This is a genomic window from Mycobacterium lepromatosis, assembly GCF_000975265.2.
Classification (GTDB): Bacteria; Actinomycetota; Actinomycetes; order Mycobacteriales; family Mycobacteriaceae; genus Mycobacterium; species Mycobacterium lepromatosis.
Map to the genome: position 1 here is coordinate 1 of NZ_CP083405.1, position 18,914 is coordinate 18,914.

The window sequence follows — 18,914 nt, forward strand, 5'->3', positions numbered from 1 at the left end:
ACGTCTGTACCGCACGCCAGAAAGCCCGAAATTTACGAGAACCAGAGAGATACGTCGTTGACCGATGACCCTGGTCTAAGTTTCACCACAGTTTGGAATGCAGTCGTCTCCGAACTCAACGGCGAATCCAACACAGACGACGAAACCACCAACGACAACACCTCCGTCACTCCGCTAACTCCTCAGCAAAGAGCATGGCTGAATCTGGTTCAACCACTCACCATCATCGAAGGATTTGCTCTTTTGTCGGTGCCCAGCAGCTTCGTCCAAAATGAGATTGAACGTCATCTACGCACGCTGATCACCGATGCACTCAGCCGTCGACTCGGACAACAGATACAGCTCGGAGTCCGTATCGCACCGCCCTCTACCGACCACGTTGACGACAATCCCCTACCAGCCGATGTCCCTCCAACTGACGATTGCGGTACAGATACCGACGAAAATTACGGGGAGCCTCTTGCAAGCAAGCAACAGGGTCGGCCAACCTACTTCACCGAACGTCCACACCATACCGAATCAACTGCTACCGGAAGTACCAGCCTCAATCGCCGCTACACCTTCGAAACGTTCGTTATTGGCGCTTCGAATCGGTTCGCGCATGCCGCCGCGCTGGCGATCGCCGAAGCACCAGCCCGAGCCTACAACCCTCTTTTCATCTGGGGCAAGTCAGGTCTTGGCAAAACACACCTGTTGCATGCTGCCGGCAACTACGCACAACGGCTTTTTCCAAGCATGCGAATCAAATACGTCTCCACCGAAGAATTCACCAACGACTTCATCAACTCGCTCCGTGACGACCGCAAAGTAGCGTTCAAACGCAGCTACCGCGACGTTGATGTGCTGCTCGTCGATGACATCCAGTTCATCGAAGGCAAAGAGGGTATCCAGGAAGAATTTTTCCATACCTTCAATACCTTGCATAACGCCAACAAGCAAATCGTCATCTCGTCTGACCGCCCACCAAAACAGCTCGCCACCCTTGAAGACCGATTGAGAACCCGGTTCGAGTGGGGCCTTATTACCGACGTGCAACCCCCTGAACTGGAAACCCGCATCGCCATCCTGCGTAAAAAAGCCCAGATGGAACGCCTCGCGGTACCTGACGATGTCCTCAAGCTTATCGCTAGCAGCATCGAACGTAACATCCGTGAACTCGAGGGAGCTCTCATCAGAGTCACCGCGTTTGCTTCGCTAAACAAGACTCCAATCGACAAAGCATTAGCGGAGATAGTACTGCGTGACCTGATCGCAGACGCCAACACGATGCAAATCAGCGCGGCAACCATAATAACGGCCACTGCCGAATACTTCGACACCACCATCGAAGAACTCCGTGGGCCAGGCAAAACCCGAGCGCTGGCCCAGTCACGCCAGATCGCGATGTATTTGTGTCGTGAGCTCACAGACCTCTCGCTACCCAAAATCGGCCAAGCATTCGGCCGTGACCACACCACGGTTATGTACGCACAACGAAAGATTTTGTCCGAAATGGCTGAACGACGTGAGGTGTTCGACCACGTCAAGGAACTCACTACTCGCATCCGGCAGCGGTCTAAGCGCTGACTTTCAATGCACACCACGTAGCTCCGTCAGAAAAAATTTCTTGCACTTATGTCACACCAGTCACACCTCCAAGGTGTGTGTATTTCTGTGGACAAACCAGGTATGCTGATGTGCAAAAATTTTCTATTTAGTGCACTCCCACAATCGATCCACAGCGACAAATCTCAGAATTTTCATTATCAACACCGATATCCACACCTCAACAGCTCTCCTAGCTCAACAAAATCCGGTTGTCCCCAAGATCCACACCCTTTAATACTGACACTATGAAAATTCCTCTATATTCACATTTGAAAAAACACTGGGGATACGGTCGCCCTGATGAGACGGCAACCTCAGCTGTCACCGCTGACACCGAACTTTTATGTTGGCGCTCGAAGATCTACGTTTGTTCTTCGACTACTGTTACGGACGTCGTTGTGCACTGTGTGTCATCGGCGTTCGTTAGAGTGGACCCACGCTAGCAGGGGAGGCTAGCCGTTGGATTTCAACGATTTTTAGGTGAAGGGGCGCCATGGATCTGGCTACAACCGATGCTGGCTTCAGCGATTTAAAATTTTGTTTGACACGCGAGTCGTTCGCCAACGCAGTGTCATGGGTGGCGAAAAATCTGCCCACTAGGCCGGCAGTACCGGTGCTATCCGGTGTATTGCTGACCGGTTCGGATAGCGGTCTGACGATCTCTGGGTTCGATTACGAGGTTTCCGCAGAAGTTCAGATTGCTGCCGAGATAGTTTCCTCTGGAAGTGTTTTAGTATCTGGAAGGTTGTTGTCAGATATTACCCGGGCCCTTCCAAACAAGCCTGTTGATTTCTACGTAGATGGTAATCGAGTTGCATTGACTTGCGGAAATGCGAAATTCTCATTGCCGACAATGGCGGTTGAAGATTATCCTACACTGCCTAACTTACCAGATAAGACTGGCACGTTGCCATCGGATCTGTTCGCTGAGGCGATAGGTCAGGTTGCTATTGCGGCCAGTCGTGACTACACATTGCCCATGCTGACCGGGATCCGGATCGAGATCTCTGGTGACAAGGTGGTTTTAGCTGCCACCGATAGGTTCCGTTTGGCAATCCGCGAGTTAACATGGTCGGTATTGTCATCGGATTTCGAAGCGACGGTGCTGGTGCCGGCCAAAACGTTGATGGAAGTTGCCAAAGCTGGGACCGCGGGCTCTGACGTTTGTCTGTCGTTGGGCGCTGGAACTGGCGTTGGGAGGGACGGACTGCTCGGCATCAGCAGTGGTGGGAAGCGCAGCACCACTCGACTTCTTGACGCAGAGTTTCCGAAGTTCAGGCAGTTAATACCGGCTGAACACACCGCGGTGGCTACTATAAATGTAGCTGAGTTGACCGAGGCAATCAAATTGGTGGCGTTGGTAGCTGACCGTGGCGCGCAAGTGCGCATGAGATTCAATGACGGCATGCTGCGACTTTCCGCTGGTGCCGATGATGTGGGCCGAGCCGAAGAAGACTTGGCTGTTGCTTTTGCCGGTGAGCCGTTGACTATAGCGTTCAACCCGGGCTATCTGACCGATGGACTTGCATCGGTGCATTCAGAACGGGTGTCATTTGGTTTCACAACACCGGGTAAACCAGCGTTGCTGCGTCCAGTGTCTAATGACGATGTCCATCCGACGCACGAAGGCCCCTTTCCCGCACTGCCAACTGATTATGTGTACCTACTGATGCCAGTTCGGTTGCCTGGATAAGTGTACGTACGGCATTTTGGATTGCGTGACTTTCGGTCCTGGGACCATATTGATCTCGAGTTGCATCCAGGACGAACAGTGTTTGTCGGCCCCAATGGTAACGGTAAAACAAATCTGATTGAGGCACTATGGTATTCTACCACTTTAAGTTCGCATCGGGTCGGAACGGATATTCCGTTAATTAGAGCTGGGACAATCCGGGCCGTAGTTTCGACGATCGTGGTTAATGAAGGTAGAGAATGTGCGATTGATTTGGAGATCGCGGCGGGGCGGGCAAACAAGGCGCGATTGAATCGTTCATTTGTGCGCAGTATGCGTGAGGTAGTTGGGATATTGCGAGCGGTGCTGTTTGCCCCAGAAGATCTGGCGTTAGTTTGCGGAGATCCTGCTAGTCGGCGCCGTTACTTGGATGATTTAGCGATTGTGCGCCGGCCTGTGATCGCCGCTGTGCGCACCGACTATGACAAAGTGTTGCGGCAGCGCACCGCATTATTGAAATCTTTTGCAGCTGCACGGTATCCAAATGACCAAGGTGTGCTGGACACACTTGACGTGTGGGACACCCGATTGGCTGAACATGGCGCCGAGTTGATGGCCGCACGTATTGACTTGGTAAATCAGTTGGCGCCAAAAGTGGAAAAGGCTTATCAGCTGTTGGCGCCGGGATCGCGCGCCGCATCGATCGGCTATCGTGCCAGCCTAGAGGTCGGGGGCGCCGCAAGTGTTGGGAGTAGTGACCGTGGTTCGCTGCAAGCTGATTTGTTAGCTGGGTTGTCGGCGTGTCGAAACGCCGAATTGGAACGTGGTATATGCTTGGTCGGTCCGCATCGCGATGAACTCGAGTTGCGACTCGGCGACCAACCTGTGAAAGGCTTTGCCAGCCATGGGGAATTATGGTCGCTGGCGATAGCGTTGCGGTTGGCGGCCTATGAGCTGTTGCGTACCGATGGCAGCGAACCAGTATTGTTGTTTGACGATGTATTCGCTGAACTCGATGTTACCCGTCGTCGGGCATTGGCGACAGTGGCGGAGTCGGCGGAGCAGGTATTAGTAACCGCGGCGGTGCTGGAGGACATTCCGGTGGGTTGGGACGCTAGGTGGGTGACCATCGATCTGCGTGACAGTGATTCGGGACGGGTATCGGTGGTGCACTCGTGATTGAATCCAAGGAGCCGTATAGCTGTGATGGTGATAGCACCGAAACACCAAGCACGTTATCGTGTGTCGATTTAGTTAAGCGCGCTCTTGAGGAAGTCCGCGTTGCGGCCCGTGCACAAGGAAAAGACGCCGGTTGTGGGCGTGTCTTACCCCCCGTTCCACGTTGCGTTATGGGTCGACGTAGACATTGGTCGGGTCCAGGGGCCGATGTTCGTGATCCGCAACTTTTCGGTAAGGTGGCGTGTGATCTGGCGAAAAAGCGCGGTTGGTCTGCTCAAGTCGCTGAGGGCATGGTGTTCGGTCAATGGGCGTCAATAGTGGGTGGACAGATCGCTGACCATGCATCCCCGATTGGACTCAACAATGGTGTGCTCAGTGTGGCCGCCGAATCGACAGCTTGGGCCACTCAGCTGCGGATGATGCAGGCACAGCTGCTGGCCAAGATTGCGACGGTTGTTGGTAACTATGTGGTGACTTCACTGAAAATCACTGGTCCGGCCGCACCGTCATGGCGGAAGGGACCACGACACATTGCTGGCAGAGGGCCGCGCGACACCTACGGCTAGCCGACAAACCGGTTCAGAGTCGCCAGGATGAAATGAATCCGTGTGGTTAACACGGGGAAAGGGGTGTTTCATGAATAGAAATATTTATCGTACGACTTGGTCAGTTAGGTAGAAAAAGCTCCAAAAAATCGGTCCCGACAAGTTGATTACCGTAAAGTGGAGCGGTGCGACTACTGCGGTAACTGGACCGCTCATATGCAACATTGAGGAGAGCATTCGGACCGTGGCTTCTGAGAAGAAGGCCCAAGAGGAATATGACGCTGCATCCATAACTATTCTTGAAGGGCTGGAGGCTGTTCGTAAACGTCCTGGCATGTACGTCGGGTCGACCAGTGAGCGTGGTCTGCACCACCTGATATGGGAGGTGGTGGACAATTCGGTAGATGAAGCGATGGCTGGTTATGCTACGCAAGTTGATGTGCGGTTACTTGGCGATGGCAGCGTCGAGGTTGCCGACAACGGTCGTGGTATTCCAGTGGCGATGCACGCTACGGGGGTGCCGACTGTTGATGTTGTCATGACCCAACTACATGCCGGCGGTAAATTCGGTGGTAAAAACAGCGGCTACAACGTCAGTGGCGGTTTGCATGGGGTAGGCGTGTCGGTGGTTAACGCATTATCTACCCGGCTCGAGGTTGACATCAAACGCGACGGGCATGAGTGGTCGCAGTTCTACGATAGGGCCGTGCCGGGCATTCTTAAACAAGGCGAAGCGACTGAGGAGACGGGAACGACGATTAGGTTTTGGGCAGATCCTGACATCTTCGAAACTACCGAGTACGACTTTGAAACGGTGGCGCGTCGACTTCAAGAAATGGCTTTCTTGAACAAGGGTTTGACGATCAATCTTACTTCCGAGCGGGTGAGGCAGGACGAGGTTGTCGACGAGGTCTTTAGCGATACAACCGAGGCGTCCATGACCATTGAAGAAAAGTCGGCGGAGTCGAGTACGTCGCACAAGGTTAAGCATCGCACGTTCCACTATCCCGGAGGTTTGGTGGACTTCGTCAAGCACATCAACCGGACTAAGAACCCTATTCAACAGGGCATCATCGATTTTGATGGTAAAGATGCTGGTCACGAGGTTGAAGTCGCAATGCAATGGAACGGCGGTTATTCGGAATCGGTGCATACTTTTGCGAACACAATTAACACTCATGAAGGAGGAACCCACGAAGAAGGTTTTCGTAGTGCTTTGACGTCAGTGGTGAACAAATACGCTAAGGATAAGAAACTACTTAAGGATAAAGATCCCAACTTAACTGGTGACGATATTCGTGAGGGTTTGGCGGCGATTATCTCGGTTAAGATCGGTGAGCCACAGTTCGAGGGACAGACCAAAACGAAATTAGGGAACACCGAAGTTAAATCGTTTGTTCAGAGGGTTTGCAATGAGCAATTAATCCACTGGTTTGAAGCCAATCCAGTGGATGCGAAAGTGGTTGTGAATAAGGCGATATCTTCGGCACAAGCCCGAATAGCTGCACGTAAAGCACGGGAGTTAGTGCGTCGAAAAAGTGCCACCGATCTTGGTGGACTTCCTGGCAAACTTGCTGATTGTCGTTCTACCGATCCTCGAAGTTCTGAACTGTATGTAGTCGAAGGTGATTCGGCTGGTGGTTCGGCAAAGAGCGGCCGCGATTCGATGTTCCAGGCGATCCTTCCGTTGCGCGGCAAGATTATTAATGTCGAAAAGGCACGTATCGACCGGGTGCTGAAGAATACTGAAGTTCAGGCAATTATTATGGCACTAGGTACTGGAATCCATGACGAGTTCGACCTCTCCAAGCTGCGTTACCATAAAATTGTGTTGATGGCTGATGCCGATGTCGACGGCCAGCACATCTCAACGCTGTTATTAACTTTGTTATTCCGGTTCATGCGACCGCTAATCGAGCACGGGTATGTATTTTTAGCGCAACCGCCACTTTACAAACTCAAGTGGCAACGCATGGATCCGGAATTCGCTTATTCCGATCGTGAGCGTGATGGCTTATTAGAGGTTGGGCTAAAGGTTGGCAAAAAAATTAACAAAGAAGATGGTATCCAGCGCTACAAAGGTTTAGGTGAAATGGATGCCAAGGAGCTGTGGGAAACCACCATGGACCCGTCGGTGCGGATCTTGCGCCAAGTAACGCTGGATGATGCAGCGGCCGCTGATGAGTTGTTCTCTATTCTAATGGGTGAGGACGTTGATGCACGCCGTAGTTTTATCACTCGTAATGCCAAGGATGTTCGTTTCCTGGATGTCTAGTTAAATAAACATCTTTCGACGTGTGATGCAAATGAGGAATAGATGACTGATATCACACTGCCACCGGGTGCTAGTTCTGTACAGCGGCTCGAGCCGGTCGACATTCAACAGGAAATGCAACGTAGCTATATTGATTACGCGATGAGCGTGATCGTGGGCCGGGCGTTGCCTGAAGTCCGCGATGGTCTCAAACCTGTGCATCGTCGGGTGCTGTACGCGATGTTAGATTCCGGGTTCCGCCCGGACCGCAGCCATGCTAAATCTGCACGGTCGGTTGCTGAAACAATGGGAAATTACCATCCGCACGGCGACGCATCGATTTATGACACGTTAGTACGTATGGCACAGCCGTGGTCGCTGCGTTATCCCTTGGTTGATGGGCAAGGTAATTTTGGTTCTCCGGGTAACGACCCGCCGGCCGCGATGCGTTACTGTGTTTCAGGAAATTCTTTGGTGAGGTTGCTATTTGGGAAGTCGATACGGATTGGCAATGTCGTTGTTGGCGCTCAGCCCAACTCGGATAATCCGATCGAATTGAAGGTTCTTGATCGGAATGGTAATCCAGTTATAGCCGATTTTTTATTCCATTCAGGAGAGCATCAAACCTATACGGTGCGCACCATTGAAGGTTATGAAATTACCGGAACGTTGAACCATCCTTTGCTGTGTTTAGTGGACATCTGCGGCGTACCCACTCTGTTGTGGAAGCTGATTGAGGAAATTCGACCAGGAGACTACGTCGTCTTGCAGCGGACCCCACCAACGGAGTTCGGGCCAGCGGACTGGCACTCCACGATGGAGGCGTTGTTATTTGGAGCCTTTATGAGTGGGGGCTTCGTGTCTAAGGACCATGCTGGATTTAACAGCTTTGACTACGACTATTTTACTATGGTAGTCAACGCGTACGACGCGGTTGTGGGTGGCTTGCGTTACGTATCGTCTCGGACCATTGCATTGGGATCGAAGCTACTCGAACTCGATGTTTACAACCTCACTGAGTTTAAAAAGACAAGACTTAATAGTTTATGCGGGCAACGGCATGTGGACAAGTTGGTCCCTGACTGGCTGTGGTGTTCTCCCGCTGCTGTCAAACGAGCGTTCCTTCAGGCATTGTTTGAAGGTGAAGGGTCTTGTTTGATATTGCCGTGCAATATAATTCAGATTTCTTACTCGACGCCCAGTGAGCAGTTGGCCGCCGATGTCCAGCAGATGCTGCTTGAGTTCGGGATCGTGTCTGAGCGTTACTGCCATGCTGTCAGTGAGTACAAGGTTGTCATAACCAACCGTACCCAAGTTGAAATGTTCTCTACCCGAGTCGGTTTCGTTGGTACAAAACAAGTTAAACTCACCCATATCTTGGGCTCTATGCCCCCTTGCGTTGGCATGGATATTAACCATGTACCAAATTTGACCACGTTCATTCGGAAGTATTGTGGTAACTGTTGGGTCGACGAAGATTGGCTTAGTTGGCGCAATATTGACTGCATCGCTAATCTCGACATCTGCGCCATCGTGACCGACCTCACTGATGGTCGGTTTTACTACGCGCGCGTTGCATCCGTGACTGACACAGGTATTCAACCGGTGTTCAGTTTACGTGTGGACACCGAGGACCACGCGTTTCTGACCAACGGGTTCATCAGCCATAATACCGAGGCTCGACTTACTCCATTAGCGATGGAAATGTTGCGTGAGATCGACGAGGAAACAGTTGATTTCATTCCTAACTATGACAGTCGGGTGCAAGAGCCGACAGTATTACCTAGTCGATTTCCCAACCTGCTAGCCAACGGTTCTGGCGGCATCGCGGTCGGCATGGCTACTAATATACCGCCGCATAACCTGTGTGAGCTCTCTGACGCCGTGTTTTGGTGCCTAGAGAACTACGACGCTGACGAAGAGGCAACTTTGGCCGCTGTTATGGAGCGGATTAAAGGCCCTGATTTCCCTACTGCCGGGTTAATCGTTGGTTCGCAAGGTATTGTCGATGCGTACAAGACTGGCCGCGGTTCTATTCGGATACGCGGAGTCGTTGAGGTCGAAGAAGATTCACGGGGCAGGACGTCGTTAGTTATCACTGAGCTACCGTATCAAGTAAACCACGATAACTTCATTACTTCAATAGCTGAACAGGTCCGCGCTGGTCGGCTAGCTGGCATCTCGAATATAGAAGACCAAGGCAGCGAACGGGTTGGTGTGCGCATCGTCATCGAAATCAAGCGTGACGCAGTGGCCAAGGTTGTGCTTAACAACCTGTATAAGCACACTCAGTTGCAAACTAGTTTCGGTGCTAACATGCTATCAATCGTCGACGGCGTACCACGCACGTTGCGGTTGGATCAGCTAATACGCTATTATGTCAAACATCAACTGGACGTCATCATCCGGCGTACTACTTACCGACTACGTAAGGCCAATGAACGGGCTCACATTTTACGTGGATTGGTTCAAGCGCTCGATGTGTTGGATGAGGTTATTACATTGATTCGGGCATCGCAGACCGTGGACATTGCCCGAGCCGGGTTAATCGAGTTACTCGATATCGATGATACTCAGGCCCAGGCTATCCTGGACATGCAACTACGGCGTTTGGCAGCGTTGGAACGTCAGCGTATTATCAATGATTTGACTAAGATTGAGGTCGAAATCACTGATCTAGGAGACATTCTGGCTAAACCGGAACGTCAGCGTGATATAATCCGTAATGAATTAGTTGAGATCGGAGAAAAATACGGCGATGACCGCCGTACTCGGATAATTGCGGCTGATGGTGATGTTAACGATGAGGACCTGATTGCCCGAGAAGATGTCGTTGTAACAATAACTGAAACCGGATATGCTAAACGTACCAAAACTGACCTGTACCGCAGTCAAAAACGCGGCGGGAAAGGTGTTCAGGGCGCTGGTCTAAAGCAAGACGACATCGTCCGGCATTTTTTTGTGTGTTCGACCCACGATTGGATCCTGTTCTTTACTACCCAAGGCCGAGTGTACCGGGCCAAGGCCTATGAATTACCAGAGGCTTCTCGGACAGCGCGTGGGCAACATGTGGCTAATTTGTTTGCGTTTCAGCCTGAGGAACGTATTGCCCAAGTAATTCAGATCCGCAGTTACGAAGACGCCCCATACTTAGTGCTTGCCACGCGTAACGGTCTGGTTAAGAAGTCAAAGTTAACTGACTTCGACTCTAACCGTTCAGGTGGGATCGTGGCAATTAATTTGCGTGACAACGACGAGTTGGTCGGTGCGGTGCTATGTGCAGCCGATGACGACTTGCTTTTGGTGTCGGCTAAAGGCCAGTCTATCAGGTTTTCAGCGACCGATGAAGCGTTACGTCCGATGGGGCGGGCTACCTCCGGTGTGCAGGGCATGCGGTTCAACGCGGATGATCGATTGTTGTCGTTGAATGTGGTTCGTGAAGATACTTACCTGCTTGTCGCAACGTCTGGAGGTTATGCTAAACGCACTGCGATCGAGGAATACCCGATGCAGGGCCGTGGCGGAAAGGGTGTTCTAACGGTCATGTATGATTGCCGACGCGGTAGCTTAGTCGGGGCGATCGTAGTCGATGAAGACAGCGAATTGTACGCGATCACTTCAGGAGGCGGGGTAATTCGCACAACGGCACGCCAGATTCGTCAGGCAGGACGCCAGACCAAGGGTGTTCGGTTAATGAACTTAGATGAGGGCGACACGCTGTTAGCCATTGCACGCAATGCCGAAGAAAGCACTGACGCTAATATCGAGGAAAGTGACGATATCAAAGAATCGTGTACCTAGTTTTTTCTTGATCCGATAATAATTCTAGGTCCGATAATAATACTCCGCCCGACCGGACACGATGTGACTGCCAACGCCTGGGCGGACCATGGTATACATTTAAGGAGTCGGGGTGACGTCACCGAACGAGTCGAGGGCCTTTAACGAGGGCGACAACCTGATTAGAGATGGTTTGATCGATCGTGCCAGTCTACACCGCGCGACATCCGTACCGGGAGAGTCACCGGGGGGTCTCCAACGAAGCCACAGTCCGGAGCCTAATGATTCACCGCCTTGGCAGCGGGTATCCGCTGAAGCTTTCCAGTCCGGTTCTCGTCCGTCAGAACCGGCCGCCGTCACGCGGCCGTCGAACCCAGTACCAGGTACAAACGTCCGGCCGAACCGTTTTATCCCCGGCATGACTGCACCGACGCTAGGCGGGCAGCTATCCAGGAAGAACAATTCGACACAGGCATTGGAGCCTGTTCCGGTGCATAACGAGGTCCCATTCACCGAGGCGTACGCCAGCGAGTTGCCAGATTTGTCCGGACCAGTTCAGCGAGTTGCACCATACAAATCCGCGCCTGATCGCGGTTCGAGCACTCCAGGGACAGGGCGTTCAGAGATCACCAAAGTGCGAGAAACCAGTGAAGTTCGGGTCCAAGCATCGCGTCAAAGCCGTGGACCGGTCCGGGCTAGAATGCAGATCCGCCGGATCGATCCATGGAGCATGTTGAAGGTGTCCTTGTTGCTCTCGGTTGTTTTGTTCTTTGTCTGGATGATCGCGGTGGCGTTTCTCTACCTATTACTCGGCGGTATGGGGGTGTGGGCTAAGCTCAACAGTAGCGTTGGTGACCTTCTAAATAACACCAGCGGCAATAGTGGAGAACTTGTCTCCAACAGCACCATTTTCGGCTGCGCTGTCTTAATTGGCTTGGTCAACATTGTGTTGATGACTACAATGGCAGCCATTGCCGCGTTTGTCTACAATTTATCTACCGATTTAGTCGGCGGTGTTGAAGTCACTCTCGCAGATCTAGATTAGGTCGTGGCAATATTGGTTGGGCGCTTGTGTTTGGGGGTGGGATTCCTGCTGCGGTAATCTCATCGATCGGCTATGCGCAAGTATGGGCCTATAGCTCAGACGGTTAGAGTGCTTCGCTGATAACGAAGAGGTCGGAGGTTCGAGTCCTCCTAGGCCCACAACTATGTGTATATCAAGACGTTGTGTGAAATTTGCGTTGTTGCTGGTCTTGATCGCTGTAATGGCGGTGATAGTGCGGTCACGACACGACGTTGAGATCTGACACGTGGCGGCATTAGACATGCTTGATCATGACAAGGGGCCTTAGCTCAGTTGGTAGAGCACTGCCTTTGCAAGGCAGATGTCAGGGGTTCGATTCCCCTAGGCTCCACACATGCAACTAGAGCTAGACAGTGGTCTGTAACTCTGGAATTTCTGAGGTTGCGGGGCTAGTGACCACATTTTAGCCACAATCGCGAGTTAACAACGTATTGATGGTCATCCTAGACTGCCTAGCCTCGACATTCCGATCCTGACCGAGGGTATAGCTGCTTTAATTTCAAGTCCGCAGAGTCAAAGAAAGTCACCACGTCTGGATCGCCCGGCACTAGGAACTCGTTGATGAACACCGGAGAGCTGACTGTGTTCGCTTTGCAGCTCTTTGGTGACTTCATCACGAACACGTCGTTTACCAGTGTCGTCGACCGCGGCACCCATACCTGCCTGTTGTCGACGTCGATCTCTCGTTACCATGGTTCTGCGGATTACCCGAACCGCAGCCCCATATCCTCGTATGTCGATGTACGCAGGAGGCATAGGCCAGAGCGTACAGCTCTTCTTAGCGTCGGAAATATCGATCTATTACTTCCTCACCGAAAGTAATTTGATATGGTCGACCGGATTCATCACGAGCCGGTTGTCGGTGACTGCCATCACGAGCAGCTTCCTAATGACATCGACCATTTTGTGCATCAAAGCCAGACCCACACCTAGATCCGTAACTCACTCGCGGACAAACCTCTGGCGATATCACCCAACACTGTGTCTAGTACCATCTGATATTAGGTGCGAGTAGAATTCCTCAATTCATGCTTGGAGTTGAGTCACATTGTGCCTACTCTCTTAGCTTTACTTGACCGGCAGCTGAGCATCCTGTAAGTGCCGCGGCGCTGTCGGTCTCAAGCCGATTTGTCCACGCTTAATCAGCACGCTTGGTCGGAAAGCTCTGCTTCGTTGTTTGACGGCGGTTAGGAATCTTGTATTGTGCCTGATATCGGGTTGTACCATTTGATGTTTCTTGCTGTTCAATCTTTGCTACAAACGTACTGTTCTTGAAATTGGTCGAGCCACACACATTCTTTTTCTGATGTCGCGACCTTGTTTCTAATGTCGCGACCTTGTTTCTAATGTCGCGACGGTTAACCCCCATCGATGGCATTGAAATCCGATATTTCGGGTAAGGGTTTTTCGGCTTGTAACCTATCCCCGACAAACTGGTTTTCCTGCGCTTCGGATAGTTCAGTCGCCTCAACTTCTTGCTATGACACCCGGGTCCAATACCACTGCTTGAGTTCGAAAGATTGTCGTTAGGACCCAGCAAATAGGGGAGGATGACTTCGTTGCCATAGCTGTGCCTTTTGGTGTTTGGCCTGTAACTCTGTTTGATGCCAGACGTATTCAAGTTTAGCTAAAGGTATTTTTCGGTACCATCAATTGTTTTTCGATAGCCAGGTCCCAATAAATTTTTTCTTGATTGAGAGATACTGAAAAAATTATGGTACTGCCTCAAATATTTATAACGTTGACTTTTTAGTGTTACGAGCGCTTGTGTGTCGATTTTCTCGATTAATGAAAAGTAGCACGCCCAGGAACAGCGGAAACCCGGTTTTTTCTGGGTTGTGTATGCTGACTTTTACCGCGTTACGATTGGAGGAAGGGTCGGAGCTATGAGTGAACCGAGTAATCACTGCTTATCGGCATCGGATTGTCGAACTTGTGAATTGTCTTGTTCATAACTTTTAAAGTGCGGCGCGATTTTTGACGCGAAAAAACCCATCGACCCATTGAAAAGCTTCTGTCGCAGGTACCTTTGGTAAAATGTTAACGAGTGTACATACCGCTTACACTTCGTTGTCATAGGGCTTAGCGTCGTACAAATCAAAAATGTATTGACAAATAACAAATCTAAGCATGGTTGGTTGTTGTTAGTGGATAACAAAATGCAAACATCGTTCTGCCGCTAATAATTTTTATGATTCCTACTTGGCTGGAATGTGACGAATGTTATTTAGCAAAAAACCATGTTCGTCGTATCAATTTTATTCTGGGTAAACTCTTGACGTAAGTCGATCAATTCCTTTTTAATTTTTTTGGACAGAGCTTCTCGTGAGACTATACGAGCTCACCGACACCGTAGACCCTGTCGGCTACCAGGCTATGTTGGTAACGCTGGTCATGATTACTAGGCGTGCTATCACGATGATGAAATACGGCCCTGCTTAGCAGTATTTGCCACCCACTGAAGCATGTCTTCGCCACAAAAGTGTGGACGCTTCGTAACCACTTCTTCGGCCTAACGAGGCACCACTTCGTGATTTGTCCTATCGACAATAGTCATTAATCCCCCTTTGGATTTCCCCGTCACCATTCTGTCGTTACAGATCAATTTTTTCGACTCCTGATCTGTAGCTTCGGATCGCTCACCTAAGCTATAAAAATTCCCAATTTCTCTGAGAGCAATTGCAAAACATGGGACAGGTTATCCGGCATATTTTAGTAGATCAAGTCATTGTTATCGATATGCAAACTTTGGATTAGGCAAATAGATATAGATATAGGTTGTTGAGTTTATAATTTCGAGCTGACGGGGCACGGGTTATCTAACACAGGCACACGGTCAAGCATGTTTGTTGATTGATTTTTTTACAACATGGAGTAAGTTGAGGTTAAGTTCTATCTAAACCTAGCCGGTATTCTTGATGTAAGATCTCATTTTTGTGCGTACCTATTATTGCAAGAACACTCCTACGACGTGGCTGAGCTCTATAATCTGCATATAAGTCGGTGTATAGCTTGCTTGGAGTAAATTCCAGGTCGTGTGTAGACAAAATTTCTGCGGCACACAGGATGGAATTATGGTGCACGCGCCACGCAGCGTATGGAGACCAGATTCGCCATGCTTAATTAAGTAAGAATTCTGAATTAAATACAAATTTAGTAAATAATCTGATAATGGTTTTTGACGAAGTACTTTGCCGTATTTACAATGCTAACGATTACCTATTGAAGGCAGGTAGGAAAATTTTCCCAAATTTTCATCAAGGCCTGTGTGCAATTTTTATATTTGTCCTAGCTAGGTGAAAGTATCGTCCTACCTAGCTGTTTAATAAAAGCCCAATGTAAAAATTTTAACATTATGGTTCAAGTCGTGTCTAAAATCTCCTGAGAAGATGTTTATAATGGATTTGTGTCAACACCAACTCCAAAGATTCGAACTTCTAGTAGTTCTTATCTATTACAGGATTCGAAAGCAGCTCCGGTAAATAATATATCGATCGTTCGATTTAGAACAAGTTCAATACCTGGAGGTTAAATTCTACAAGTAAAGCGGTTAGTTTTGGGTTCTTTACCGTACAACGATGCCGTATTGTGCGTGGATTTTCCTCCGTAGATTTAAAATCACGGCGAAAGCATTTACTCATTGTTAGTTTCAGTGAAAATGCATCTCAAGCCGCAACAGTTGGGCGATCTAACAAAAGCTGGATCGCCAGTGTCTTCAATCTCATCAATGTACGCAAGAATCACAAGGCTGAAGATTACGACCGGACAAGCGCGAACTTAGCCAATTTCTGGCCACAGTTACAGACAATTGTTAACCACAATTGTGTATTTTCGCAGTTGGGCCCGAATGTAATTTCTCGACTAGCAGCACGATTCATCTTTGCAAGGCAAGTATCAAGGGTCCGATTCCCTTAGGTTCTACAACACCTTGAAACCCCGCTGCGCATTCCTGGCAAGAACCACATTCACTTACGGGCGCAGCTGTACGTCAACGCTGGGTGGACGAGGTGACGACTCTGAGCGCGATGAGCCCCAGATAATGCTAAAGCCATTGCGACACCTGCTAGGACTGATCTGCTGATCACAGCGGTGATACAAAGGTGATTGGCATGACGGCGTTGCAGTCGGTGAGCTTGCCACAGCACCTGCGGCAGGTTTGCGACTACCTTCTGCGTGGCTGTCAGCTCCTAGGTGACTGTTTCTTGCGTGGTAACAAGCTTGGAAAAGCTAGTTCGCCTTACTTGTAAGGTCAGCCCGCAGCCACGAGGCGGTCGATCGCACGGAATGGACCTCAAGCCGGTCATGCCTCGCGTGACGTCCACCGGTCTCGGTGCCGAGCAGGTCAGGCCTCGGGTCAATCGTTTTCGAGAGGAAAGCCGCGTTTCACTCTGCGTGCTCATCTGTCGTCTTTCTTTGTTTCTTACGAATGGATACCCCCAGTTGTCATTAACCAATGCTCATGGCTCTATTGCATGTACGCTGGTCGCATAGCGCTGCGACTATCATATAGTCAAGTTTCATGTGGCACCGGATGCGGGCGTGCTGTCGAGTTAATGGCACACTGTGATTTCGTGACCAACAGCCTCATTCAGACTGCCACTGCCACGCTGCACACCAACCGCGGCGACATCAAAGTCGCCCTGTTTGGAAACCATGTGCCCAAGACTGTTGCCAACTTTGTTGGGCTGGCGCAAGGCACCAAGGAATACTCAACGCAAAACGCGTCAGGTGGCCCTTCTGGCCCGTTCTACGATGGGGCGGTTTTTCATCGGGTGATTCAAGGCTTCATGATTCAGGGCGGGGATCCAACCGGGACGGGTCGTGGCGGACCGGGCTACAAGTTCGCCGATGAATTTCACCCTGAACTTCAGTTCGACAAGCCCTACCTGCTAGCAATGGCCAATGCGGGTCCGGGTACTAATGGCTCTCAGTTCTTCATTACCGTAGGTGAGACCCCACACTTGAACCGGCGGCACACGATCTTCGGCGAAGTGACCGACCCTGACTCGCGACGGGTCGTCGATGCGATTTCGACGACAGCCACCGATGGCAACGACCGGCCTACCGACCCGGTTGTGATCCAGTCGATCACAATTTCTTAAGCGCTGCGCGTCGCTTACCGTTTTTTCGGCCGGCGTAGCCGGCAGCTGTAAGTGTGTCAAGCACTTCCCGTGGCTCGGTTCCGAGGTCCCAACGGGACAAGATCACTAAGTCTCCGTTGGCGGCTTCGATCTCGAGTAATCGAACTGTGTGGCCAAACCGGCGGAATTTAATGATCCGAATGATCTTGATGTCGGCAGGTCCGAATAGTTGCGTCCGAAACCAGCCCTGGACCGCCAGACCGTCGGGGTTAATTGCCAACTTTGGGCGCGCGCGCCACGACAATCCCGCAAACAAGATCAGACTTATTGCAGCTATCCCGGCCAGCATGCACCCCGGTGTATCTGTGCCTAATGTCACACATGCGATAGCTATCGAAGTGCCAGCACCACCGCAGCCGGCGATTTTAACCGTACGCGGTCCCCATGCTGTTTGCTGCATAAGTTATTCAACTCCCACCACTGCCGATACGGTTATCCACAAAAGTTATCAACAGTGGGGATAAATCACACCTGTGTGATTGAGTCATCGCAAGGTTGTTGGTTCAGTCAAAGACTGACAGCAAAATGAGTTAATCACGTCTGTTAGGGGTGGCTAGTGCCAACGCATCGTGAGCAGTAAACCGGTGATCATGAATGCGAACGCGATCGCATAGTTCCACGGGCCGAGTTGAGCCATCCAGTGCAAAGCTGCCGGGGACTGGGTGTTCAGCGCGGCTAACTGAAACACCATCAACCAGACGAGTCCGACCAGCATAAGGCCGACGAATAACGTAACGAACCACACACTAGATGGCCCGACCTTCACCTTGACCGGTGTGCGGCTCACCGAGGTGACGGTGAAATCGTTTTTCTTGCGGACCTTGGACTTGGGCATCTTTACCTCGCGGTTAAAGGAGCGCAACGACGACGATGGCAGCTCTGACGCATGGCGTGTTATGAGCTTAACCCACTTGGCGTCATGGCCACGTAACGGAGAGTCAATTATCGATAAGCACCACTCACCGTACCGTTTCGGTGTTCCATTGGTCTGCGTGCTGGCCAGACTGATGCTAGCCGCGACGCACGGAGTTTCTAGCGGCGCTGAGATCAGCCAGCGATGCCCCCGTCTGATATCTGGTCTGTACAGCGCAGTCGTCGATGAGCCGCCTGAGCAGCGAACGGGATGCGTTGGCTAGCAAAAATCGACGTGGTACACAACCGGTCCCCCGATGCTACGCTGATCGGGTGAGCTAACCGGAGGAGCTGGTGCATAGGCCGGGTCGGTGGTCCACCCTTGAGGATGCGCAACGTGACGCCAACGACCGCTTCCCACGCGGAGATGTGTCGCCCAATGACTTGGTGGTGCATCAACAGTACGCCCAGGCCGTGCTGAACGCCATGTGAACTGCCGGTGCGAAAACGATCCAGACGCAGGACCAGCTATTTATCGCGACCTCGGTAGTGCACTGCGTCGAGAACACTTTACTGCTCAAGGGGCGCACTTACACTCCGCCCTACATGATCACCACGATCGACAATGCCTCAGTGAAGCAAGCGGTCCTAGCTGTAGCTCCCCCTAGTAGACACTCTACAAACTACAAATGTTGTTCGGTTCAGACTCGGCTATCGCGAAGAAGTCAAGTCGGACGTGCAGGTCGGCGGCCATTCCGAACCTGCCCGAACACACTTTGCGTAGACAGTGCGCCCACTTGGGCACTGAGCCGGATCCCAA

At 51.1% G+C, this 18,914-nt stretch carries 10 protein-coding genes, 2 tRNA genes and 2 pseudogenes; 11 read left to right on the top strand and 3 right to left on the bottom strand.

Annotated features, from left to right (window positions below):
- The first annotated feature begins 57 nt into the window (after window positions 1–57).
- From dnaA to MLPF_RS00045, 9 genes are all read left to right on the top strand, one after another.
- Window positions 58–1,566 (top strand): chromosomal replication initiator protein DnaA, encoded by a 1,509-nt coding sequence (gene dnaA / locus MLPF_RS00005; RefSeq protein WP_045842190.1) that lies wholly within the window; start codon window positions 58–60, stop codon window positions 1,564–1,566.
- Window positions 1,567–2,080: 514 nt separating this feature from the next.
- Window positions 2,081–3,280 (top strand): DNA polymerase III subunit beta, encoded by a 1,200-nt coding sequence (dnaN, locus tag MLPF_RS00010; protein WP_045842170.1) that lies wholly within the window; start codon window positions 2,081–2,083, stop codon window positions 3,278–3,280.
- Window positions 3,281–4,438 carry a DNA replication/repair protein RecF gene (gene recF, locus MLPF_RS00015; RefSeq protein ID WP_045842171.1) on the top strand — a complete coding sequence of 386 codons (1,158 nt, stop codon included), beginning with the start codon at window positions 3,281–3,283 and terminating at the stop codon, window positions 4,436–4,438.
- Window positions 4,438–5,004 carry a DUF721 family protein gene (locus tag MLPF_RS00020; RefSeq protein ID WP_420329561.1) on the top strand — a complete coding sequence of 189 codons (567 nt, stop codon included), beginning with the start codon at window positions 4,438–4,440 and terminating at the stop codon, window positions 5,002–5,004. Before recF ends, MLPF_RS00020 begins: the two co-directional genes overlap by 1 nt.
- A 223-nt stretch (window positions 5,005–5,227) precedes the next feature.
- Window positions 5,228–7,258 (top strand): DNA topoisomerase (ATP-hydrolyzing) subunit B, encoded by a 2,031-nt coding sequence (gyrB, locus tag MLPF_RS00025; RefSeq protein WP_045842173.1) that lies wholly within the window; start codon window positions 5,228–5,230, stop codon window positions 7,256–7,258.
- Between the two features lie 42 nt (window positions 7,259–7,300).
- Window positions 7,301–11,038, top strand: coding sequence for an intein-containing DNA gyrase subunit A (gene gyrA / locus MLPF_RS00030; RefSeq protein ID WP_045842174.1), 3,738 nt, complete (start codon window positions 7,301–7,303; stop codon window positions 11,036–11,038).
- A gap of 112 nt (window positions 11,039–11,150) precedes the next feature.
- Window positions 11,151–12,062: a DUF3566 domain-containing protein gene (locus MLPF_RS00035; RefSeq protein WP_045842175.1), complete on the top strand. Its 912-nt coding sequence runs from the start codon at window positions 11,151–11,153 to the stop codon at window positions 12,060–12,062.
- 84 nt (window positions 12,063–12,146) lie between these two features.
- Window positions 12,147–12,220, top strand: a tRNA-Ile gene (locus MLPF_RS00040).
- Window positions 12,221–12,359: 139 nt separating this feature from the next.
- Window positions 12,360–12,432, top strand: a tRNA-Ala gene (locus MLPF_RS00045).
- 3,634 nt (window positions 12,433–16,066) lie between these two features.
- Here the strand turns inward: MLPF_RS00045 and cwsA are convergent.
- Window positions 16,067–16,501 (bottom strand): annotated as a pseudogene (gene cwsA, locus MLPF_RS00050) (cell wall synthesis protein CwsA).
- Between the two features lie 153 nt (window positions 16,502–16,654).
- On the opposite strand from cwsA, the gene MLPF_RS00055 reads away from it, so the two are divergent.
- Window positions 16,655–17,203 (top strand): peptidylprolyl isomerase, encoded by a 549-nt coding sequence (locus MLPF_RS00055; RefSeq protein WP_045842176.1) that lies wholly within the window; start codon window positions 16,655–16,657, stop codon window positions 17,201–17,203.
- On the opposite strand, the gene MLPF_RS00060 is transcribed toward MLPF_RS00055, so the two are convergent.
- Window positions 17,190–17,642 carry a PH domain-containing protein gene (locus MLPF_RS00060; RefSeq protein WP_045842177.1) on the bottom strand — a complete coding sequence of 151 codons (453 nt, stop codon included), beginning with the start codon at window positions 17,640–17,642 and terminating at the stop codon, window positions 17,190–17,192. The genes MLPF_RS00055 and MLPF_RS00060 overlap by 14 nt on opposite strands.
- A 153-nt stretch (window positions 17,643–17,795) precedes the next feature.
- Window positions 17,796–18,077: a cell division protein CrgA gene (gene crgA, locus MLPF_RS00065; RefSeq protein ID WP_045842178.1), complete on the bottom strand. Its 282-nt coding sequence runs from the start codon at window positions 18,075–18,077 to the stop codon at window positions 17,796–17,798.
- 106 nt (window positions 18,078–18,183) lie between these two features.
- Here crgA and MLPF_RS00070 point away from each other — a divergent pair.
- Window positions 18,184–18,878 (top strand): annotated as a pseudogene (locus MLPF_RS00070) (DUF881 domain-containing protein).
- Window positions 18,879–18,914: the final 36 nt, after the last annotated feature.

Excerpts from the sequence above, each read along its gene's own strand:
- dnaN (WP_045842170.1), top strand. The coding sequence starts at position 2,081 with ATGGATCTGGCTACAACCGATGCTGGCTTCAGCGATTTAAAATTTTGT.
- gyrA (WP_045842174.1), top strand. The coding sequence starts at position 7,301 with ATGACTGATATCACACTGCCACCGGGTGCTAGTTCTGTACAGCGGCTC.
- MLPF_RS00055 (WP_045842176.1), top strand. The coding sequence starts at position 16,655 with ATGGCACACTGTGATTTCGTGACCAACAGCCTCATTCAGACTGCCACT.
- MLPF_RS00060 (WP_045842177.1), bottom strand. The coding sequence starts at position 17,642 with ATGCAGCAAACAGCATGGGGACCGCGTACGGTTAAAATCGCCGGCTGC.
- crgA (WP_045842178.1), bottom strand. The coding sequence starts at position 18,077 with ATGCCCAAGTCCAAGGTCCGCAAGAAAAACGATTTCACCGTCACCTCG.